The sequence below is a fragment of the Psychromonas sp. SP041 genome (assembly GCF_000470315.2).
Classification (GTDB): Bacteria; Pseudomonadota; Gammaproteobacteria; order Enterobacterales; family Psychromonadaceae; genus Psychromonas.
On record NZ_CBRF02000012.1, the window covers coordinates 18,759 to 40,531 of the forward strand.

The following is a 21,773-nucleotide window of genomic DNA, read 5'->3' on the forward strand; positions in this document are numbered from 1 at the left end:
TATGAAAAACATTCTTATTTTATTCTCAATGTTGAGCGTAGTAGGTTGTACTTCATTACCTAATGAACAAGTAAAAAATGATCCTGAGTATACGCCAGTCGAACCTGTAGAAGCCGATTTAAATGTAGTCCCTACAGGATCTTTATTCCAACATAGTTATGCGAATAACTTATATTCAGATATTAAAGCGCATCGTATTGGCGATATTATTACTGTTTATTTAGAAGAGTCGACATCTGCTAAGAAAAAAGTAGGCACAAGCTTAGACAAAAGTAACAGCTATAATGTCAATATAGATACTGTTGCTTTACCAGGAGGGAATTCAATTCCGGCATTTGGCCTAGGAGGTGGTATTACTCAAGACAGTGCTTTCTCTGGTGACTCCGATACTGATCAAAGTAATAGTTTACAGGGCAGCATTACCGTTAACGTTACACGTGTTTTAAGTAATGGCAATTTAGAAATTCGTGGCGAAAAATGGTTAATGTTAAACAACGGTGAAGAGTTTGTTCGTATTAAAGGGGTTATTCGTTCTGAAGATGTAAGTTCAGATAATTCTGTTTCGTCGACCCATGTTGCTAATGCTCGTATTCAATATGGCGGTACAGGTGACTTCGCAAATACCCAACGACAAGGATGGTTAACGTCATTCTTTAATGGTCCTTATTGGCCATTCTAAACGCTTTATCGTACCAGTTACTCGCGTATAAGCAGGAGAGCAATATGCAATTATCATTAAGTAAGATAGTACAATTCTTTTTCACTACATGCCTTGTTTTAGCATTTGTTTTATTTGTTAATGTCGCTGATGCTGCACGTATTAAAGACATTGCGAGTGTACAGGGCGTTCGCAGTAACCAATTAGTAGGTTATGGTTTAGTAGTGGGGTTACCTGGTACAGGTGAAAAAAGCAGTAAATTTACTGAACAAGCATTTGCAACCATGTTAAGAAATTTTGGTATCAATATTCCACAGGGGCAAAGTTTAAATATTAAAAATGTAGCGCCTGTCGCTATTACTGCAGAGTTAAAAGCCTTTACAAAACGAGGTCAGAAAATTGACATTACTGTGTCAGCCATTGGGGAAGCTAAAAGTTTACGAGGTGGTGAATTATTACAAACTTTCTTAAAAGGAGTTGATGGTAAAGTTTATGCCTTAGCACAAGGTAGCCTAGTAGTTGGAGGGTTAGGTGCAGAAGGGGCCGATGGTTCTAAAGTTGTTATTAATACCCCAACAGTAGGGCGTATATCTAATGGAGCAATTGTTGAACGTGAGGTTATTTCTCCATTCTCACAAGGTGATACGATTACTTTTAACTTACATGAGGCTGACTTTACTACTGCAAAAATAATGGCAGATACGATTAATAATTTAGTCGGACCAAATACGGCAAGTTTATTGGATGCCGCTTCTGTTAGTGTATTAGCTCCTCGCAATGTATCGCAACGAGTATCATATTTATCAACATTAGAAAATTTAGAGTTTGAACCAGCAAGAGCAAGTGCAAAAATTATTGTTAATTCTCGTACTGGTACGATAGTCATCGGTCAGGATGTCCGTTTATTACCAACAGCGATAACTCATGGTGGCATTAGTGTCACTATCAGTGAAAATAAAACGGTCTCTCAACCTAATGCATTTGCTAATGGTAATACAGAGGTAGTTGATAACAGCACCATCAATATTACTCAAGAAGACAGTCGCATGTTTCAATTTGATCCTGGTATTAACTTAAATGATCTAGTGAGAGCTGTTAATGAAGTTGGTTTAGCACCTGGAGATTTAATGGCTATTCTAGAAGCGCTAAAACAAGCAGGTGCATTACAAGGCGAATTAATTATTATTTAATGTAAGTTATTGTTTAATTGTTTAATTGTTTAATTGTTTAATTGTTTTATTTTAATAGAACATTTATTGCAGTTTTTAATATAATTAAAGTAATTAAATTGATAAATGTAAAAAGGGAAGGCCAATGGCTTTCCCTTTTTTTCGCGCTAATAGATCATCCTGCAATTTGTTTATGTCCTTTTGATGCAATACGGACATAAACATTAATCTAATTTATAACGACATAGCGGCTATCCAACCAAATGCAATTAATGGAAGGTTGTAATGTAAAAAAGTAGGGATAACGGTATCTCTAATATGATCGTGCTGACCATCTGCATTAAGTCCAGATGTCGGACCTAGTGTTGAATCTGATGCGGGTGAACCTGCATCGCCTAATGCGGCAGCTGTACCCACTAAGGCAATAATTGCCATAGGCGAGAAACCAAAGGCGATAGCAAGTGGTACATAAATAGTCGCAATGATTGGAATAGTTGAAAAAGATGAGCCAATACCCATTGTTACCAATAAACCAATAATTAACATTAATAAAGCCGCTAACGATTTATTCTCACCGATACCTGAAGACAACGCTTGTACTAATGTATCAACGCTACCTGTAGCTTTCATTACTGCTGCAAACCCTGCCGCTGCAATCATAATAAAACCAATCATAGCCATCATGTGTACACCTTTAGTGAATACATCATGTGTCTCTTTCCACGCAATAACACCACCTAACGTAAAGACAATAAAGCCAGCTAATGCGCCAACAATCATTGAGCCTGTCATTAATTGAACTGTTAACGTTGCCACAATTGAAATTAACGCGACGATTATATGACGCATATTTAAGGTTTTAAATTTAACTGCGGCTACATTCTCTTTTTTTTCTTGATAAATACGGGGTTTACGGTAACTAATAAGTACGGCTATTAATAACCCAACAACCATCCCCATTGCAGGTAAAATCATTGCACTTGCTACTTGGTTTCCTGTTACGTCTAAACCGTTGTCATGTAAGTTCTTTAATAAAATATTATTTAAGAAAATACCACCGAATCCAATCGGCAAAACCATATAAGGGGTTACTAAGCCAAAGGTTAAAATACAAGCTGTTAAGCGTCTATCAACACGCAACTTATTAAATACACCTAATAGAGGCGGAATTAAGATAGGAATAAAAGCGATATGAACGGGGATAATGTTTTGTGATGAAATAGTCATTAATAAAATAACCGTGAAAACAATATATTTTATAACCGTTGATGTTTGCTGTGTTTGTTTGCCATTTAAACGTTTAATGATGGCTTGTGATAATAAATCTGTAATACCAGATTTAGAAATAGCGACGGCAAAAGCCCCTAACATAGCATAACTTAAAGCAATTGTTGCACCGCCACCTAACCCACTTTCAAAAGCTGAAATTGTCTCGGCTAATGATAAATTTGCTGTCAAACCGCCTACTAGTGCACTTAGTGTTAGCGCAATTACTACGTTTATTCGCATCATTGACAGTATTAGCATTAGACATACCGCCAGTAAAACAGGGTTAAGCATATTAATTCCTTATAATTTTATAAATAGGTGAAGGGTACCGAGGAAAAATCGCAGGCATTCTACTTGATACGTTGAGGTTTTACTGCAAAAACTGCTGCTACTTTATTATTAATCAGGAAATGGTTGCTTATTGGTCTTTAGTTAACTTTTGGCACTTATTTTGCTTTATCTATGTAATGATGATAATAGGGGTTGTTAATGAGCAATCAAACAGTAACGCAGGCAAGTAACTACTTTGATCTACAAGGGTTGGAGCAGTTACGTCAAAAAACTAAGACAAATGACAAAGAAACAATTCGAGAAGTTGCGAATCAGTTTGAGTCAATGTTTGCGAGCATGTTGATTAAGTCTATGCGACAAGCTAATGAAGCCTTTGAAACAGAAAGCCCTTTTAATAATCAACAAACAAAATTTTATACCGATATGCAAGACAAGCAATTAGCTGTCGATATTAGTCGTCATGGTACGTTAGGGTTGGCAGACGCATTAGTTAGGCAGTTAGATCCGGCTTCAATGGTTCGTCCTAAATCTGTCGATCAAGAGCAATTAACCATGCCGAATCATGAAGATAAACAAATGTTAAGTTTACAGCCTGAAGTTATTAATAATAACTTTAAAGCGCCTGATCAAGTGCAAAGCTCACCGCAAACTCAATTAAATCAAAGTACAGTTAAAGCTACAGTCGACAATCCTGTTATAAATATTACCGCAGAAAATCAAAAAATCGACTTTAGTTCTCCCTCTTCATTTATTCAAACGTTATTACCTTATGCTAAAAAAGCCGCTAAGGCATTAGGTGTATCACCAGAAGTACTCGTCGCTCAATCTGCTTTAGAAACAGGTTGGGGACAAAAAATTCTCCAAACACCAGGACAAGAAAGCAGCTTCAACCTTTTTAATATTAAATCACATGGTGGTTGGAAAGGTGAAAGTGTTAATAAAAACAGTTTAGAAGTTGAAGATGGGGTGGGTGTTCAACGTCGTTCAAACTTTCGTGTTTACCAAGGGCTGCAAGAAAGCTTTAAAGATTACACCGATTTCATTAGTAATAATAAACGTTATGAGCAGGCTTTACAGCAAGGCGATAACGCGGAACGTTATGTTGAGGAATTACAGCAGGCAGGTTATGCAACGGATCCTAAATATGCGGAAAAAATTAAACAAATTATGAATAGTAACAACTTCCAATCAGTTGTTGCGGGAGATGATAATGGCTGATCTATTACAAATTGGACTTTCGGGGATTTATAGCTCACAAGCAAGTCTCACTACAACCAGTCATAACATTAGTAATGTAAGTACAGAAGGTTACTCTCGTCAAACCGTTGATACTTCTGCGGCAGGTGCACAACGATTAAGCACAAACTTTATTGGAAGTGGTTCTGTAGTAAGCAGTATTGACCGTGCTTATGATCAGTTTGCTTTTACTGAAAATGTAATCAATACATCAAGTTATGCTTATTATGAGCAAACCTATACACAAGCTAACCAAATGGATTTATTATTATCAAGTGATAATACATCAGCAACAACATCCGTTTTAAATATGTTTTCGTCTTTAAGTAGCATAGCGGATAACCCAAGCTTACTAGAGGCTAGAAATGTATTCCTACAAGATGCTTCTAGTATGGTGAGTCAATACAATACACTTTATAGTCATTTAGAAACACAATACGAAAGTATTAACGCTGAAATTGATAATTCATCTGATGTGATTACAGAGTTAGCACAAAGTATTGCTAGCTTAAATTCTCAAATATCGATTGTGACAGGCTCTGCAAGTGGCGGTGTTGCTAATGACTTATTGGATAAACGCAACCTCGCTATTACTGAATTAAGTGAATATGTAAATACCTCAGTCGTTGAAGCTGATAATAACATGGTCAATATTTATATTGGTAGTGGACAAGGGTTAGTCATGGGGACAGTGTCCCAATCGGTGATTGCTGTCGATGGCGACCCAGATCCTACGCGTAAAGAATTAGCTTTAAATTTTAATGGTCAAGCTACCACGATTAATGGCAATAAATTAGGTGGTGGAGTCGCTGCTTTATTTAATAGCCGAGATAATGATCTCGAAGTAGCAATGAATCAATTAGGGCAAAGTGTCATTGGTTTGACTCATGCTATTAATGAACAGCAAAAAGAAGGTCAAACTTTAAATGGAGAAGTCGGTGCTGATATTTTTAATGATATTAACAGTACTGAATCAATGCAAAACCGCGTATTAAGTCACGATGATGGGTTAGGAAAAGCGGTCTTAAGTGTCCGTATTGACGACTTAAGTGAGTTGTCTGCTGATGAGTTTACATTAAAAGTAAGTGAATATACTGCAGGCAGCACACTTTCATTTATTGTAACTAATAATACAACGGGAACTTCTCAAGAGGTGTCTGTTGCTGATTTATCTACGGAAGCTCGTGTTTCTATTCCTGGTGCTGGAATTAGCGTTGGCATTGACTCAATCATCCAGCCTTTAGAAGAAGGAAAAGAGTTTACATTACGTCCAACTCGCCATGGTGCGATGGAAGCAACGGTTCTAGAAAATGACGCAGAAAAAATAGCTGCGGCAGACGCTGAAATTAAAGCTTCTTTAAATTCTGATAATACGGGGACGGCTGAGTTTCGTGTTAGCGCGATCAGTAATAGATCCGATAGCCATTATATGGATGAAGATAATCCACTTACTATTAGAATATCAGCGAATACTACAGATAGTGAAATCGCTTATAATTTATTTGATAAAGACGGTATTCAAGTTAATACCGCGGAATTGACTACTCCTGTTGATCCGCTCACTGGTAAAGCCACATTTATTGCTGGTGGTGTTGAAGTGGAAATGAAATCTGGATCCCCCGCTGCTAATGACGAAATTATTTTAAGCTTTAATGAAACAGGAGATGGTGATAACCGCAATATGTTAGCCATTACTGATTTGCAAAGCGCTAAAATAATGAACGGTAACAAATCAAGCTTTCAAGATGTTTATAACAATATGTTATCTGAGATTGGAGCGAAAACAGCTAATGCAGATGTTGCTATGCAATCAGCATCCATTTTAAAAGATCAATCTTTTGAACGAATTCAGAGCCTCAGCGGTGTCAATATGGATGAAGAAGCAGCTAATTTATTAATGTATCAACAATATTACAGTGCTGCTGCGCGAGTTATTACGGTAGCAAATGAAATTTTTGACAGCTTATTACAAGCCTCACGTTAACCCTTTAAGTTTTATTGGCGATTATTTATTGGTGTGATTCTTGCTTTTGTAAGCATAGAGGGGCGTAAGCTCAAAAGAAATAAGAGAGACAGCATGCGAATTTCATCACAAACGTTTTTTATGCGTAATACTAGCTCAATGATGGAGCAACAAGCCTCATTGAGTGAAAAAAATCTTCATCTATCAAGTACTAAACGTGTGATGAATGGTAGTGATGATCCCGTTGCTATTGCAACTATTCAACGTTTAAAACAAGACTTGTCGATTGGCGAACAATATATAAGTAATGGTGAAACAGCCCAATCAGCCAATGAACTGTCTGACACTGCATTAACTCAAAGCACTTATATTTTGCAACGTGTACGAGAGTTAATGGTCAGTGGTAGTAACGGTACCTTAAATGAATCAGATCGTAATGCCGTCGCTATTGAGCTAGAAAGTTTACGTGATGAATTGATGGGAGTTGCGAATACCAAAGATGGTAATAATCAATTTATTTATGCGGGTTATGAAGTTGATACACAACCGTTTCAAAAAAATGAATTTGGAGAGATAGAGTATCATGGTGATAGTGGTGAGAATGATTATCGAATTGGTGCTGGCGTTTTAGTTCAAGCAAATGACTCTGGATCTAAAATCTTTATGGAAGTTGCTGAAGGTAATGGGATTTTTGTTTCTGAACTTAATGCTAATAACACCGGTGCGGGTGTTATTAGTTCAGGTAATATTATTGACGAAAATGCAGCACGTGATTTTCTTGATCAGGATTATACTATTGCCATTAATGATACGGGAACGGGTCCTGAATATTCTGTTTATGGTTTAAAAGAAACGACAGTATCAGGGAGTGCCAATATTAGTATTAGTAGTGTCGATTTAGATGCTGCTGATATAAATAGTGTTGACCCAGCTATAAATGGGCCTGTTACCATTAATTTTATAGAGACAGGAACAAGCACTAACCAATTTCAAATTGAAGTAAATGGGCAGCTATCATCTTCAATTTACGATGGAAACAATGCAGAAGCTCAAACACTCAATATTAATGGTATTGCCATTGAAGTTGATGGCTTGCCAAAAAATGGTGATAGCTTTCAATTCACACAATTTGTAGCACCAACACCTTATGAAGAAGATCAAGCTATCTCATTTAATGGTATTAAAACGCAAGTGAAAGGTGAAGTTGAGGATGGGGATACTTTCACGTTACGCCAGAGTGAAGAAAAAGATATCTTTGCTACTATTCAAAGTGCTATTGAAGCATTACGTATTCCCGGAACCGATCAAACGGCAGAAGCACAAAGAAATACAGCCTTTAGCATGTCCTTATTACAAATTGATGGTGCATTAGATAATGTTACAGGTACACAAAGCTCGGTAGGCGCACGTTTAAGAACCATTGATAATCAGTATGAATCAACCTTGGATTTTAATTTAACTATTCAAAGAACGCTGTCTAATTTGGAAGATTTAGATATGGCTGCCGCAATCAGTGAATACCAACAGGAATACAGCATGTTGGAAGTGTCACAGCAAACCTTCGTTCAATTACAGCAATTAAGTTTATTTAATTTAATTTAAGCTTATTTCTACTTACCGTTATAACTTACTAATCTATTAAATCAATTATTAAAAGAGGCAATTTATTGCCTCTTTTTTTGTGCTTATAAAAGCTAACCTTAAAAAAAATAAAGAGAGACATTTTTATGACTATTTATTTTAATTTAAGCAGTTGATTTTTAACATGTAAATTTCACATCAAAGTTGGCACATTAATCGCATTGTTATTATCGAGAGTAAAAATTGACGGCAATAAATAACTGTTTAGTTCAATTGCCACATTTTCCTAACTAGGATTACCAAGAGATAAAAGGAACACATCATGGCTCAAGTTATTAATACAAATATAATGTCGTTGAATGCACAGCGTCAGCTTAATAAATCGCAATCAATGCAAAATGAGGCAATGGAACGTTTATCATCGGGTCTTCGTATTAACAGTGCGAAAGATGATGCAGCAGGCCTTGCTATTTCAACTTCAATGCAATCACAAATTACAGGTTTAACCCAAGCAGTACGTAATTCAAATGACGGAATTTCAATGGCGCAAACAGCTGAAGGCGCGATGGATGAAATGACTAATATCTTACAACGTATGCGTGAACTATCTGTGCAATCAGCAAATGATACAAACTCTTCTGAAAATAGAATCGCGATTCAAGAAGAAGTCGACCAATTACATAGCGAACTCGATCGTATCGCAGAAACAACTGAATTTAATGGTAAAAAATTATTAGATGGGTCATCAGGGTCAACAACACTGCAAATTGGTGCTAATTCAGGTCAAACACTAACATTTGAAATTGCTTCTGTAACGGCAAATGACCTGGGTTTGAACGGAGGTTTAAATAAAACGGATTTAAATGGGGGGCGTATTGATACGACGGCCTCGCTGACTGGTGATTCGATTACTGCTGCTGCAATTAATGGTGTCGCGATTCCTAAACCTGCGGATGATACCGCTCCTGAAATTGCTAAGGCAATCAATTTAACATCAGCTGAAACTGGCGTGACAGCAAGTGCATATAACGTTATACAAGGAGATCACGAAAGTACTAGTGTGACTGGTATTACAACGGGTCTAATGACTGTGCAAGTAGGTGATAGTGGTCCTGTATCCTTACCCGCGACCTCTTCTATGGATAATCTTGTTGAGACGATTAACCGTGATGTCGAAGGCGTTATTGCGTCTAAAGGAGATGATGGTGAACTCATCATGACCAATGATACTGGTCAAACAATTACTATCGGCGGAACGACAGGTGAGTCAGGTATAGCTACAGGTATTTATGGTGGTTACCTTGCTTTAGATAGTGAAGATAATAGCCCTATCGCAGTTACTGGGACCGAAATTGCGACGATGGGATTTGTCGCTGCTAATGGTGCCGATTCTGTTGTAGCAAATGCAGCTCCTGCTGCTTTTGCCGAAGGATCTGCTATGTCGATTAATGGCGTTGATATCCCAACTCCTCCTCCAGCAGCAGTTTTTGAAGATTATATCAACTCTTACTCTGATCAAACAGGCGTAAAACTAACAGGCACTACTTACTCAGCAGAGCCAGGAAGAGGCGTTGAAATTTCGTCTAATGCAGGCACTCAACTCGAGCGTGAGACTGCAATGACTGCAATGGGGTTCACTGCTGGATTAGAAATGGGCGGTAAAGTGATTGATTCATTAGGTACTAATGTCTCAACGTTTGAGAGTGCATCAAATACTATTAATAAAGTTGATGCGGCCTTAGATACCATCTCGGCATCACGTGCTAATTTAGGTGCGATTCAAAACCGTTTAGATTCAACCATTTCTAATTTAGAAAATGTATCGCAAAATTTATCTGCTTCAAACTCTCGTATTCAAGATGCTGATTTTGCAGCTGAAACATCGAATATGAGTAAAGCGCAGATATTACAGCAGGCTGGAACATCAATATTGTCTCAAGCAAACGCAAGTACTCAAAACGTACTGTCGCTGTTACAACAATAATTTAGTATTAACGATTTATTAGGTTTTTATTGAATGAGTTAGATGGCTGAGTATTCTTGGTTTTTACTCTCATGATCTCCTTGTTCGGCCATTTAAAGGTAGCTTCGGCTGCCTTTTTTGTTTTTAGTCGCTATTGATAACTTCGGTTCAGATTACGAGTCAAAGCTTAACTCAGTTTATTTATTCGTTATGTTATTTTTTACTACATACTTAACTTTACTAACATGCCAAATCTGAGCACATAAAAAATAAACTACTCCAGCAATAGCACCGTATAAATGCGCATTAATTAAGACTGTTGCACCAATTAACGATTCAGTACTCGCAGATGGCCCATTAAATTGCTCAAAAGCTATTTTTGCGATAAACCCAACACCTAGAATAATGCCCCATTTATCCTTCTTTCTCAGTTCATCGCACACGCCGAATGCAAATAAGCCATGTAATACACCAGAGAGACCAACGTAACCCTGTGTTGTTGGCTCAATAAAAAATAAGCACAAGCTAATAAACAGCGCGCTGAATAATAAGAGAGGTAACAAACGTTGTTTTTTGTAGGTGTCAAAAAATAACGAAACAACCACAACTAACCCTATACCGTTAAGTAACAGGTGGTAACCGTTAGTATGGCAAAAGTGAGCAGTGACTAATCGCCACAATTGGCCCTTTTCAATTGCGCTGTGATAATATGCAAACCATTGATGACTGTCTGGTTGGAAAATAAACAGCAGTGTACTGAGCGTCAAAATAATAACAGTATGGGTTAATACAGCACGCATTTAGAAAACCTTAAAAGAAGTAGAAACAAGTCATGAGTAAAAGAGCATTTTGTCATCAGTGTAGCAAAGCATTATCTGCGTGTATTTGTGCATCGATTTGTCCGCTTGATAATCAACACTTTTTGCATATTTTGCAAGATCCGAGTGAACAAAACAAAGCGATTGGCACAGCGCGTATTCTCGATTTGTCCTTATCTAAGGTAAAGTTGACTATTGGACATTCTTTTGACGCTTCTGTGTTTGATTTAAATAATACGTTCTTAGTCTTTCCTGATGAGCAAGCGACTTCAATTAGTGCGTTACACCAAACTCAACAAATTAATAAAGATTCACAGTTCATTTTACTCGATGGTAGCTGGAAAAAAGCGTACAAATTGTTAATGACCAATCCTTTTTTACAGCGTTTACCTAAGGTCATGATTAACATTGAAAATAAAAGTAATTATCGACTTCGTAAATCACCAAGAGAAGATGGTTTATCGACCGTTGAAGCCGGGTATTATTTACTATCTGAACTCTCTAATGACACAGAAAAATATATTCCATTATTAGCCGTGTTCAATAAGATGATTGATTTCCAAATTTCAAATATGCCAGCAGATATCTATCAAAAACATTACCTAGATCCGCTCAAGGAGAATAAGTCTTAATGCCATTACAAATATCTGCAGGGGTAATTATTGCCGATTGGCAGTTACAATTAACCGCTATTCGCGCTCAAGGTGCTGGTGGACAGAACGTTAATAAAGTTAATTCAGCGATACATTTACGTTTTGACGTTAAAAGCTCCACATTACCTGAGTTTTATAAACAACGTTTGTTAGCTTTATCTGATCATCGTATTACTGAAGATGGCGTGATCGTACTTAAAGCACAAGTACACCGTACTCAAGAAAAAAATCGCGATGAAGCATTAAGTCGATTAAAAGAACTCATTTTAAGTGCTGTTAAAATACAAAAATCACGAAAAGCAACACAACCTTCTCGTAATGCTAAGAAGCGCCGTGTGGATGACAAAAAGCGTAATGGTAATAATAAAGCATTAAGAGGTAAGGTAGTCGATTAAGCTGTTAATGTTAATAAATTGATAGCCTTTTAAAATTTAGTTTGTATTATCCATTCATTTTTTGACAGAATAAATTGCCTAACATATTTTAATGCAATACCGTTTACGTTTTAGCCTGTTGCTGCTTTGTCAAATAAGCAGACAGTCACGTTTATGGTGTAGGCTTTTGTATAGGGTAAATTATTGTGTAAGGTGCGTCGTTGAATGATGTCATTAAGTTGTCGTCAGACACTAATCGTTTATTTTTAAATGTTTTTGATAAGGAAGAGTTAGTTATGGCATTAATGGGTTTTTATGCAATTCGCAATGAAGATACTGAAGAAGAATTTACATTAGATGCGGATGATTTCATTTGGGAAGATGCAAATCAATCAGGTGAGCAGTATCGTTTCATTCATGTTGAAACTGATGAGATGCCTGAAGTGGTCGCTACATTCGATGTTGATGCTGATGAATTTGTTATGCAGATGCCAGCGGGCTTTGAAGAGCTAGAAGATGGCTTATATATTAATGCTGATAAAGACGAGTATGACTCAGATAGTGGATATGGTTACGATGATGGTTATGACGATTAAGTTTTTTTTAACCTATTCATTTGATGACGATTAAATGTGTAAAGAGTAGCGACTCTACTCTTTACACAAGTTGCAAAGTTAATTTAGCTAATTTTAAAAAAACGACCTGTTTTTTCTTCTAGTGCACATAATTCTGAGCTAGAAAGGTCATAACGCCAACCGTGAAGTTTTAGTTCACCTGCATCAACACGCTCTTTGATCCAAGGGAAAGTCATTAGATTTTCTAGTGATTGTTGAATACCTTTCTTTTCACAGCAATCATAGCGTTCATGATTATTTTTCACTTCTGTATCTGCAATAATGTCATCACGTACATTTTCAAGCTGCATCATCCATTTTGATATGAAGCTTTTATCTACTTTTTGACCCGCACCATCCATCAATGCTTTTATGCCACCACATTGTGTATGACCTAGTACAATAATGCTTTCAACTTCTAAGCTGGTTACAGCGAATTCTAATGCGGCACTGGTACCATGATAATTATCGTCATCTTCACAAGGAGGCACTAAATTTGCCACGTTACGAATAACAAATAAATCACCTGGTTCACAATCTAATATTAGCGTTGGCTCTACACGTGAATCTGAACAACTCACTATCGCTATTTTAGGGAATTGACCTTCTTCTGATAACCTAGATAATTTCTCTTGGTGATCTTTATAGTATCCTTCACGAAAGCGTTGGTAGCCTGCAATTAATTTATCAGTAGCTAACATTGAATTTTCCTTATTATTGACATGTTGCAGATAATAAAGGATAAACTACATTAACAAAAATTAATATATTTTATTTTTACCATAAATAAAGGTTAATGATAGGTTTATGCGCGCTACTCTTCACCAGTTAAAAGTTTTCCGCCAAGTTGCTATTTCAATGAATTATACCAAAGCAGCAGACAAGCTAGGTTTATCCCAACCAGCGGTCAGTATTCAATTAAAACAATTAGAAAATAATTTAGATATTTTCTTATTTGAAAAGATTGGTAAAAACTTATACCTCACGCCTGCAGGTAAAGAACTAAAGCTATTTTGTGACGAACTGTTTGTCAGCTTTGATAATATTGATATGACGTTAAGCAGTTTAAAAGGGGAGTTAGCAGGTGATTTTCGTTTATCGGCGGTAACCAGTGCTAAATATTTCACGCCACATTTATTGGGGGCTTTCCATAAACGACACCCTAAGGTTAATTTTCATCTTGATATTGTTAATCGAGAACAAATTATTAAACGTTTACAGGATAATAAAGACGATTTAGTGATCATGGGGTTAGTACCTGAAACAATGGCTCTTGCAAAACATTCATTCGTAGATAACCCGATTATAGTCATTGCTAATCCACAACATCCTTTAGCAAAACAAAAAAATACTCCCTTAGCAGAATTAGCTAACCATGCTTTTATTCATAGAGAGCAAGGCTCAGGTACGCGTAAAGCCTTCGAACAAGTGCTTAAAGCCAATGATATACAGCTGAAAGTAAATATGACGCTAGGTAATAGTGAAACCATTAAACAAGCAGTAATGGCAGATTTAGGCATATCAGTCGTTTCACGTCATAGTGTGACATTAGAGTTAGCGACAGGTGTATTGGTTGAGTTAAATATCGAAAACTTCCCATTACAAAGAAGCTGGTCTTTAGTGCATCATGAAAGCAAACACTTATCGCCTATTGCTCAAGCATTTGTTGATTTTGTGTTATCACCAGAAGAAAATGTGCCTGCATTATGTAATCGATTTTTAGCGCATCATTTTGTTAAAAAAGATTAATCTTATCCTTTAATTTTGTCTGCTTTGTTTATTTTTAGCCACTTTTTGATTGCGTATCTAAGGTGGCTTTTTTAGTCTTGTTGAGTCACTATATTGTCTTCATTTTTATATTTTTATTATCTTTAAATACAGCGTAATAATATGTGCTTACTAATTGATGATTAAGAAGATAATTATTATAGTTTGTTTTAAATAGGTTGGATTTTTATTGAGTATTATTTTAGGAATTGATCCCGGATCTCGAATCACTGGGTATGGTGTTATTGAACAGAAAGGCAGTAAATGTATTTACATTGCAAGTGGCTGTATCCGCACTAAGGGTGACACTCTCGCGCCTAAGCTTAATATGATCTTTAATGGTATAGCTGAAATTATCCAACAATATAATCCTTCTGAATTTGCTATTGAACAAGTGTTTATGGCTAAAAACCCAGATTCGGCCTTAAAGCTTGGTCAGGCTAGGGGAGCGGCTATGGTTGCTGCAACGCAATCTGATTTATACGTATGTGAATATTCAGCGCGACAAATTAAACAAGCCGTTGTTGGAACGGGAGCGGCAAGTAAAGAGCAAGTGCAATCAATGGTCATGCAAATATTAAACTTATCTGGCCGACCACAAGCAGATGCTGCTGATGGGTTAGCAGTGGCAATATGTCACGCTCATACGGCACAGTCATTAGTGGCGATGGCAGGGCAAGTTAAAAAAACGGTACGTGGACGTTTCCGTTAATTCATAACTATTTTAAATAGTGGGTTAACCTTTATCTTCATTTTTAATTTAGAGCCTCAACTTATAACCTTAACTTAATACCTTTATCTCATTATGGATGAGTCGTATTCCGTTGTTTATCGAGAAACCATGAACAAATTATCTGAATCACAATTAGGCATTTTTTACGCATTAGGTGCTTATCTAATGTGGGGCATTGCACCGCTTTATTTTAAGCATTTAGGTTTTATTCCTGTTTATGAAATTCTCGCTCATCGTGTTATTTGGTCGGTCGTTGTGACTGCTTTATTAGTTTCGTATTTAAAAGACTGGCCGAATGTCATTTCTGTTTGTCGTTCTTATAAAAGCTTGTTCATGTTAACCATGACCTCGTTATTAATAAGCTGTAATTGGCTTGTTTTTATTTGGGCAATTAATAATGGGAAAATGCTAGAGGCAAGTTTAGGCTATTTTATTAATCCTATCGTAAACGTCATGTTAGGGCTTATTTTCCTGAGCGAACGTTTGTCTCGTTTAAAATGGTTTGCAGTATTTTTGGCCTTTATTGGTGTGGCTGCACAAGCTTGGCAATTGGGTGAACTGCCTTGGGTCTCTTTAGTATTGCCATTTAGTTTTGCACTTTATGGGTTATTACGTAAAAAAGTAAAAGTGAAAGCAATCACAGGATTGTTTTTAGAAACAATGGTGGTGTTACCGATTGCCGCTTTCTATTTAATGGTAATAACACATAGCGATACGTCTAACTTATTTAATAATGATTGGTCACTTAATGTGTGGTTAATGTTAGCGGGTGTTGTAACGGCGATGCCTTTAATTTTCTTTGGTCAAGCGGCATTACGGTTACCTTTATCTACGTTAGGATTTTTCCAGTATTTAGCACCTTCGTTATTATTTTTATTTGCCGTACTACTTTATGATGAACCCATTTCATTCATTAAAATGTTTACCTTCGCCTGCATTTGGTCTGGCATATTACTTTTTCTTTTTGAGAATAAACTGATTAAGTGGTTTAAATAAAACAAACTAGGTGCTTTAAATTAGCTAACTTAGCATAAAACACTGGATATTTAGTCAGTTGTTTTTTATGCTTATGAATATTCGTCTTTAGCTTATATAGATTTTGTTCATTAATGACAAAGCAGGGAACAGTATGATTGGATTATTACGTGGTATTTTACTAGAAAAGCAGCCTCCAGAGATTTTACTCGATGTGGCTGGCGTTGGTTATGAGATTCAATTACCAATGAGTTCTTTTTATCCATTACCTGCAGTGGGTGAAGAAGCGACTGTTTATACGCATTTTGTTGTTCGAGAAGATGCACAACTGCTTTATGGCTTTGCTGATAAACATGAGCGTGCGATGTTTCGCGAGTTAATTAAAGTAAATGGTGTTGGCCCTAAACTCGCATTAGCTATTTTATCTGGTATGTCGGCGAATCAATTTGTTCAGTGTATTAATAACGATGCGGTGACAACCTTAGTTAAGCTACCTGGGGTCGGTAAAAAAACGGCTGAGCGTTTAGTGGTTGAGATGAAAGATCGCCTGAAAAACTGGGGTGGAAGTGATTTATTAACACCAGAATCAGATAGATTGTCATTAACTAATGATTTCGAAAATACCTTTGTAAGCGGCAATGCAAAAGACGAAGCAATTAGTGCTTTGATTGCTTTAGGATATAAACCTGCAGTAGCGGAAAAAACCATACAGCAAATTTATAAAGAAGGGATGGATTGTGAAGCCCTTATCCGTAGTTCATTAAAGAATATGATGTAGACTGTCTCACGATATAACATCACTATAAATTTCTGTTTTAAATGTGAGCTTACTGTCACCATTTTTGTTTTAGTAAATGCTTATTTTTAAACTAATAGAGTAATACATGATTGAAGAAGACCGCCTTATTTCAGGTACTCAAAAAACCGATGATAATTTAATAGACAGGGCTATTCGTCCTAAGCTATTAGCTGATTATGAAGGGCAGCCGCAAGTAAACGCACAAATGGAAATTTTCATTGAAGCGGCACGCCAGCGTAATGAAGCCTTAGATCATCTGCTTATTTTTGGACCGCCTGGTTTAGGTAAAACGACGTTATCGCATATCGTAGCGAATGAATTAGAAGTTAATATTAAAACGACATCTGGACCCATTTTAGAAAAAGCAGGGGACTTAGCGGCACTGTTAACTAACCTTGAAGAAAATGATGTGCTTTTTATTGATGAGATTCATCGTTTAAGCCCGATTGTTGAAGAAATATTATATCCAGCGATGGAAGATTATCAGCTCGATATTATGATTGGCGAAGGCCCAGCAGCACGCTCTATTAAGTTAGATTTACCCCCTTTTACATTAATCGGGGCAACGACAAGAGCGGGTTCATTAACATCACCATTACGTGACCGTTTTGGTATTGTGCAACGATTAGAATATTACGATTTAAAATCACTCACTAAAATTGTAATGCGTAGTGCCTTGCATTTAGAGTTGATCATGGATCAGACTGGCGCGGTTGAAGTTGCTCGCCGTTCTCGTGGCACACCGCGTATTGCTAATCGTTTATTACGACGAGTGCGTGATTATGCTCAAGTTAAGAAAGCTGCTGTGATTAACGCTGATATCGCTCAACAAGCATTAGATATGCTAGAAGTCGATAAAGAAGGCTTTGATTACATGGATCGTAAGCTATTAATGTCTATTTTAGATACTTTCCAAGGTGGACCGGTTGGCTTAGATAATTTAGCCGCTGCTATCGGTGAAGAAAAAGAAACAATTGAAGATGTATTAGAGCCTTATTTGATTCAACAAGGTTTTTTACAACGTACTCCACGTGGTCGAATTGCGACTAACCGTACTTATTTACACTTTGGGTTCGATAAACCTGCTGTATCGTAGTCATCTCATCGTTATTTATTCTTGTAATAAATAGCTGTAATAAATAGCTGTGATAAGTGGCTTTCATAAGTAGCTACGGCAAGTAGCTGTGATAAATAATCGTCACTTACTTGCTTAATGGTTCGCTTAAAAACAGTTTTATTCTCAGCATGCCAACAGTGTTAATTTGAATGCTTTGTTATCATTTTTTATAAAGCATTCTTTTAAAATAATTGTCCCACTTTAAGCTTTAATTTCTCTCTTACTCACTTCTAACATTAGGCTATCAAATAGTCTCTTCTGATTTTTATTTTTAGTGTTTTTATCTTGGTTTTAAATCTTTATTTAATTTTTAAGTTTATGTTTTAGGTTGATCAAGATCAACATTAGCAGTATAAATAACTAACATTTGGTCATTTATTGAAGATGTTAAAACCGAGTTAAACGCCTGTGTTAAAGGCGTTAATGGGTGAAAGGATTTACCTTATATTGCAACATAAAGTTAACAAAATAATCTTAAAAAACTGTTTTGCTAATTGTAGATTTTATAGGTAGTCAAAAATGTTAAAAAAACTTTTGCCTCAAAACATAATTTTTTCTCTTTCTTTGGTTCGAGAATTAACCTCTGTGTTAATCACCAAAGTGATAGCAATTTTTACTCTTATACATTTCTATTTTTCTGCCCCCGTCGCCTTTGACCCACGCTATTTTTTGGGTGAAGTTCAAAGCAGCACCTTGATAACATATTAATCAGAATCCGATTAAATCAAACCGAAGAACACGTTAGATTCTAATAACAATAAACAATAAACAATGTGCAATTACTGATAAAAATGAGTAATAAAGTAGTCTTTTATTAGCCGTTTTACCTATTATCAATTTATAAGTTTAGGAGAATACAATGGACGATCTAGTTGATCTATCCCGGTTCCAATTTGCAATGACCGCGATGTATCACTTTTTATTTGTGCCTTTAACCCTTGGTTTATCATGGATCTTGTTGATCATGGAGTCACTTTATGTGATGACCAAGAAAGAAATTTATAAGGACATGACAAAATTCTGGGGGAAGTTATTTGCTATTAACTTTGCGTTGGGAGTGGCAACAGGTTTAACCATGGAGTTTCAATTTGGTACTAACTGGGCATATTACTCTCACTACGTAGGTGATGTATTCGGTGCACCACTAGCAATTGAAGGTTTAATGGCATTCTTTTTAGAATCAACCTTTGTTGGTTTGTTCTTCTTCGGTTGGGATAGGCTTTCTAAATTACAACATCTTACTGCAACCTTCTTTGTTGCTTTTGGGTCGAGTATGTCTGCATTGTGGATCTTAGTGGCTAACGCTTGGATGCAAAATCCGGTGGGTGCTGAGTTCAATTATGAAACGATGCGAATGGAAATGACTAGTTTTGCTGAGGTTGTATTCAATCCCGTTGCACAAGTTAAATTTGTACATACAGTGGCGTCTGGTTATGTTGCTGGTGCGATGTTTGTGTTAGCAATCAGTTCATATTATTTATTAAAAGGTCGTGACTTACCCTTTGCTAAACGTTCTTTTGCGATTGCTGCGGCATTCGGTACTGCAGGTATCTTATGTACGATTATCCTAGGTGATGAAAGTGGCTATGAAGTGGGTGATGTACAAAAAGTGAAATTAGCTGCAATCGAATCTGAGTGGGGTACTCACCCTGCACCAGCGGCATTTACTCTGATAGGTTTACCAAACCAAGAAGAGCAACGTACTGATTATGCGGTTAAAATTCCTTATGCTTTAGGCATTATTGCAACACGTTCTCTTGATGGAGAAGTGAAAGGCTTAATAGAATTAATGGCTGAGCATGATGTGCGAATTCGTAATGGTATGGTCGCTTATGGGTTACTTGAAAAATTACGTGCGGGTGATAACACACCAGAAAATATTAAGGCTTTTGAACAGACTAAGGTCGACCTAGGGTATGGTTTACTGGTTAAACGTTATGCTCCAAATGTAGTTGATGCGACAGAAGCGCAAATAAAAATGGCGGTTGATGACAGTATTCCAGGCGTTGCTCCTATGTTCTTTGCATTCCGAATAATGGTGGGAGCGGGCATTGCGATGTTAGGTATCTTCTTGTTTGCATTGTATCAGTCGGCTAGAAATCGTATTGGTCAAAATAAACTGTTTAATCGAATTTGTTTATACGGTCTTCCATTACCTTGGATTGCGATTGAAGCGGGTTGGTTTGTGGCTGAGTTTGGTCGTCAACCATGGGCAATAGCAGAAGTACTACCAACTCATATGGCTACGTCGTCTTTATCCGTAGAACAGGTTTGGTTTAGTATCATTTCAATTATAGGTTTCTATACAGTGTTACTGATTGTTGAAGTCTTTTTAATGGTTCGTTTTGCACGTCTTGGTCCAAGCAGTTTAAAAACAGGAAAGTATCATTTTGAGCAGCTTGAAAATCAACAGGAGTTAAAATAATGTTTGATTACGAAACGTTAAGATTAATTTGGTGGGTGTTGATTAGCGTATTGCTAATTGGTTTTGTGGTTACCGATGGTTTTGATATGGGGGTTGGTACACTTTTACTTGTTATCGGTAAAAGTGATGATGAACGCCGAATGATGATCAATAGTATTGCACCGCACTGGGAAGGTAATCAGGTTTGGTTAGTGTTAGCTGCAGGGGCTATTTTTGCCGCTTGGCCTGCCGTTTATGCAACTGCCTTTTCTGGTTTCTATGTTGCTATGATGCTCACCTTATTTGCTTTGTTTTTCAGACCGGTTGGTTTTGATTATCGAGGTAAAATCGCTGACCCTCGTTGGAAAACGAGTTGGGATTGGGGGATTTTCGTTGGTAGTACGGTTCCTCCTATTATTTTTGGTGTGGCTTTTGGTAATCTTTTACAAGGTGTTCCTTTTGTCTTCGATGAATTTTTACGTGCTAATTATGAAGGTGGTTTCTTTGCTTTATTGAACCCATTTGCATTGTTAGTTGGCGTGCTCACCTTGTGTTTATTTGTTCTTCAAGGATCTACTTGGTTACAAATGAAAACAGAAGGTGCGTTGTATGAACGTGCCCGTAAAGTGACATTGATTATTGCACCAACAGTGACGGTATTATTTGCTATTGCAGGTGTTTGGGTAGCGAAAGGACTTGATGGTTTTGTGATTACTTCTGCTATTAATTTTGATGGTGTTTCTAACCCGTTAGTCAAAGTGGTAGAAATGCAGCCTGGTGGATGGTTACAAAACTACAGTGATTACCCACTAACAATGATTGCACCACTTGTTGGTTTGTCCTTTCCGTTGATTGCTTTTGTAATGAGTTTCTTTAAACGAAGTGGCTTTGCATTCTTTGCAACGAGTATTACGCAATTTGGCGTGTTATTAACATGTGCAGTTAGCATGTTCCCATTTATTATGCCTTCGAGTTTAAATCCAAGTCATAGCCTTACTGTTTGGGATGCAACATCAAGTGAAATTACGTTAGGTATAATGACTATAGCAGCGGCAATATTTTTGCCTATTATTTTACTATATACGAGTTTTGGTTATATCAAAATGTTTGGACGTGTAGGTAAAGAGTTTTTAACTAAATATAAACATTCAGCATATTAATTGAGGGTTATATCATGTGGTATTTTGCATGGATTTTAGGTGTGTTACTGGCTTGTTCATTAGGTATTATTAATGGATTATGGTACGAACAAACTGAAGCTAATGAAAAAGAAGAGCAAGAAAAAGAGTAATATGAACATTGACTCGATGTCTCTATTTCGAGTCAATGTTAGTTAAGAAAGTGCGGTTGTTTTTAATGGGACAACCGCATTTTTTATTTAAGTAATTC

The 21,773-nt window shown here is 36.7% G+C and carries 20 protein-coding genes; 17 read left to right on the plus strand and 3 right to left on the minus strand.

From position 1 onward, the window contains the following. The first annotated feature begins 1 nt into the window (after nt 1). Nucleotides 2-679 carry a flagellar basal body L-ring protein FlgH gene (flgH, locus tag SP041_RS08355; protein WP_025562511.1) on the plus strand — a complete coding sequence of 226 codons (678 nt, stop codon included), beginning with the start codon at nt 2-4 and terminating at the stop codon, nt 677-679. Nucleotides 680-723: 44 nt separating this feature from the next. After that, complete coding sequence (locus SP041_RS08360; protein WP_025562512.1) at nt 724-1,848, plus strand: flagellar basal body P-ring protein FlgI; 1,125 nt, start codon at nt 724-726, stop codon at nt 1,846-1,848. A 213-nt stretch (nt 1,849-2,061) separates the two neighbouring features. On the opposite strand, the gene SP041_RS08365 is transcribed toward SP041_RS08360, so the two are convergent. Beyond that, complete coding sequence (locus tag SP041_RS08365; RefSeq protein ID WP_025562513.1) at nt 2,062-3,387, minus strand: Na+/H+ antiporter family protein; 1,326 nt, start codon at nt 3,385-3,387, stop codon at nt 2,062-2,064. Nucleotides 3,388-3,585: 198 nt separating this feature from the next. Between SP041_RS08365 and flgJ the strand changes: the two genes are divergently transcribed. The 4 genes from flgJ to SP041_RS21355 all read left to right on the plus strand — a co-directional run bounded on the left by flgJ (nt 3,586) and on the right by SP041_RS21355 (nt 10,151). Continuing rightward, nucleotides 3,586-4,605: a flagellar assembly peptidoglycan hydrolase FlgJ gene (gene flgJ / locus SP041_RS08370; RefSeq protein WP_025562514.1), complete on the plus strand. Its 1,020-nt coding sequence runs from the start codon at nt 3,586-3,588 to the stop codon at nt 4,603-4,605. Next, a complete protein-coding gene (gene flgK / locus SP041_RS08375; RefSeq protein WP_025562515.1) occupies nt 4,598-6,607 on the plus strand; it encodes a flagellar hook-associated protein FlgK in 2,010 nt (669 codons plus the stop codon). Before flgJ ends, flgK begins: the two co-directional genes overlap by 8 nt. Before the next feature lie 93 nt (nt 6,608-6,700). Then, a complete protein-coding gene (flgL, locus tag SP041_RS08380; protein WP_025562516.1) occupies nt 6,701-8,188 on the plus strand; it encodes a flagellar hook-associated protein FlgL in 1,488 nt (495 codons plus the stop codon). 301 nt (nt 8,189-8,489) lie between these two features. Next, nucleotides 8,490-10,151, plus strand: coding sequence for a flagellin (locus SP041_RS21355; RefSeq protein WP_025562517.1), 1,662 nt, complete (start codon nt 8,490-8,492; stop codon nt 10,149-10,151). Between the two features lie 176 nt (nt 10,152-10,327). Here SP041_RS21355 and rrtA read toward each other — a convergent pair whose 3' ends face one another. Next, the gene (gene rrtA, locus SP041_RS08390; protein ID WP_025562518.1) at nt 10,328-10,930 is read right to left on the minus strand and encodes a rhombosortase; all 603 of its coding nucleotides are present in this window, start codon (nt 10,928-10,930) and stop codon (nt 10,328-10,330) included. A 32-nt stretch (nt 10,931-10,962) separates the two neighbouring features. Between rrtA and SP041_RS08395 the strand changes: the two genes are divergently transcribed. The 3 genes from SP041_RS08395 to SP041_RS08405 all read left to right on the plus strand — a co-directional run bounded on the left by SP041_RS08395 (nt 10,963) and on the right by SP041_RS08405 (nt 12,571). Then, on the plus strand, nt 10,963-11,580 hold the full coding sequence (locus SP041_RS08395) for a tRNA-uridine aminocarboxypropyltransferase (RefSeq protein WP_025562520.1): 618 nt from the start codon (nt 10,963-10,965) through the stop codon (nt 11,578-11,580). Further along, nucleotides 11,580-11,996, plus strand: coding sequence for an alternative ribosome rescue aminoacyl-tRNA hydrolase ArfB (gene arfB / locus SP041_RS08400; protein ID WP_025562521.1), 417 nt, complete (start codon nt 11,580-11,582; stop codon nt 11,994-11,996). The genes SP041_RS08395 and arfB overlap by 1 nt, the downstream gene beginning before the upstream one ends. Nucleotides 11,997-12,196: 200 nt before the next feature. Then, nucleotides 12,197-12,571: a hypothetical protein gene (locus SP041_RS08405; RefSeq protein WP_025562523.1), complete on the plus strand. Its 375-nt coding sequence runs from the start codon at nt 12,197-12,199 to the stop codon at nt 12,569-12,571. A gap of 83 nt (nt 12,572-12,654) precedes the next feature. On the opposite strand, the gene SP041_RS08410 is transcribed toward SP041_RS08405, so the two are convergent. Beyond that, on the minus strand, nt 12,655-13,290 hold the full coding sequence (locus tag SP041_RS08410) for a carbonic anhydrase (RefSeq protein WP_025562524.1): 636 nt from the start codon (nt 13,288-13,290) through the stop codon (nt 12,655-12,657). Between the two features lie 106 nt (nt 13,291-13,396). On the opposite strand from SP041_RS08410, the gene SP041_RS08415 reads away from it, so the two are divergent. From SP041_RS08415 to cydX, 8 genes are all read left to right on the plus strand, one after another. After that, nucleotides 13,397-14,338, plus strand: coding sequence for a LysR family transcriptional regulator (locus SP041_RS08415; RefSeq protein ID WP_025562525.1), 942 nt, complete (start codon nt 13,397-13,399; stop codon nt 14,336-14,338). Nucleotides 14,339-14,546: 208 nt separating this feature from the next. Beyond that, a complete protein-coding gene (ruvC, locus tag SP041_RS08420; RefSeq protein WP_137297557.1) occupies nt 14,547-15,068 on the plus strand; it encodes a crossover junction endodeoxyribonuclease RuvC in 522 nt (173 codons plus the stop codon). A 129-nt stretch (nt 15,069-15,197) separates the two neighbouring features. Continuing rightward, a complete protein-coding gene (gene rarD / locus SP041_RS08425) occupies nt 15,198-16,085 on the plus strand; it encodes an EamA family transporter RarD (RefSeq protein ID WP_137297558.1) in 888 nt (295 codons plus the stop codon). Nucleotides 16,086-16,218: 133 nt separating this feature from the next. Beyond that, nucleotides 16,219-16,842, plus strand: coding sequence for a Holliday junction branch migration protein RuvA (gene ruvA / locus SP041_RS08430; RefSeq protein WP_137297559.1), 624 nt, complete (start codon nt 16,219-16,221; stop codon nt 16,840-16,842). A 106-nt stretch (nt 16,843-16,948) separates the two neighbouring features. Beyond that, nucleotides 16,949-17,959, plus strand: a complete 1,011-nt coding sequence (gene ruvB / locus SP041_RS08435; RefSeq protein WP_137297560.1) for a Holliday junction branch migration DNA helicase RuvB — start codon at nt 16,949-16,951, stop codon at nt 17,957-17,959. Between the two features lie 880 nt (nt 17,960-18,839). Continuing rightward, a complete protein-coding gene (locus SP041_RS08440) occupies nt 18,840-20,405 on the plus strand; it encodes a cytochrome ubiquinol oxidase subunit I (protein ID WP_137297561.1) in 1,566 nt (521 codons plus the stop codon). After that, complete coding sequence (gene cydB, locus SP041_RS08445; protein WP_137297562.1) at nt 20,405-21,544, plus strand: cytochrome d ubiquinol oxidase subunit II; 1,140 nt, start codon at nt 20,405-20,407, stop codon at nt 21,542-21,544. The genes SP041_RS08440 and cydB overlap by 1 nt, the downstream gene beginning before the upstream one ends. Nucleotides 21,545-21,558: 14 nt before the next feature. Next, nucleotides 21,559-21,675 (plus strand): cytochrome bd-I oxidase subunit CydX, encoded by a 117-nt coding sequence (gene cydX / locus SP041_RS08450; RefSeq protein ID WP_137297563.1) that lies wholly within the window; start codon nt 21,559-21,561, stop codon nt 21,673-21,675. The last annotated feature ends 98 nt before the right edge of the window (nt 21,676-21,773 follow it).

Bases quoted from the DNA above. Each gene is read 5' to 3' on its own strand.
- flgH (WP_025562511.1), top strand. From the start codon at position 2: ATGAAAAACATTCTTATTTTATTCTCAATGTTGAGCGTAGTAGGTTGT.
- SP041_RS08360 (WP_025562512.1), top strand. From the start codon at position 724: ATGCAATTATCATTAAGTAAGATAGTACAATTCTTTTTCACTACATGC.
- SP041_RS08365 (WP_025562513.1), bottom strand. From the start codon at position 3,387: ATGCTTAACCCTGTTTTACTGGCGGTATGTCTAATGCTAATACTGTCA.
- flgJ (WP_025562514.1), top strand. From the start codon at position 3,586: ATGAGCAATCAAACAGTAACGCAGGCAAGTAACTACTTTGATCTACAA.
- flgK (WP_025562515.1), top strand. From the start codon at position 4,598: ATGGCTGATCTATTACAAATTGGACTTTCGGGGATTTATAGCTCACAA.
- flgL (WP_025562516.1), top strand. From the start codon at position 6,701: ATGCGAATTTCATCACAAACGTTTTTTATGCGTAATACTAGCTCAATG.
- SP041_RS21355 (WP_025562517.1), top strand. From the start codon at position 8,490: ATGGCTCAAGTTATTAATACAAATATAATGTCGTTGAATGCACAGCGT.
- rrtA (WP_025562518.1), bottom strand. From the start codon at position 10,930: ATGCGTGCTGTATTAACCCATACTGTTATTATTTTGACGCTCAGTACA.
- SP041_RS08395 (WP_025562520.1), top strand. From the start codon at position 10,963: ATGAGTAAAAGAGCATTTTGTCATCAGTGTAGCAAAGCATTATCTGCG.
- arfB (WP_025562521.1), top strand. From the start codon at position 11,580: ATGCCATTACAAATATCTGCAGGGGTAATTATTGCCGATTGGCAGTTA.
- SP041_RS08410 (WP_025562524.1), bottom strand. From the start codon at position 13,290: ATGTTAGCTACTGATAAATTAATTGCAGGCTACCAACGCTTTCGTGAA.
- SP041_RS08415 (WP_025562525.1), top strand. From the start codon at position 13,397: ATGCGCGCTACTCTTCACCAGTTAAAAGTTTTCCGCCAAGTTGCTATT.
- rarD (WP_137297558.1), top strand. From the start codon at position 15,198: ATGAACAAATTATCTGAATCACAATTAGGCATTTTTTACGCATTAGGT.
- ruvA (WP_137297559.1), top strand. From the start codon at position 16,219: ATGATTGGATTATTACGTGGTATTTTACTAGAAAAGCAGCCTCCAGAG.
- ruvB (WP_137297560.1), top strand. From the start codon at position 16,949: ATGATTGAAGAAGACCGCCTTATTTCAGGTACTCAAAAAACCGATGAT.
- SP041_RS08440 (WP_137297561.1), top strand. From the start codon at position 18,840: ATGGACGATCTAGTTGATCTATCCCGGTTCCAATTTGCAATGACCGCG.
- cydB (WP_137297562.1), top strand. From the start codon at position 20,405: ATGTTTGATTACGAAACGTTAAGATTAATTTGGTGGGTGTTGATTAGC.
- cydX (WP_137297563.1), top strand. From the start codon at position 21,559: ATGTGGTATTTTGCATGGATTTTAGGTGTGTTACTGGCTTGTTCATTA.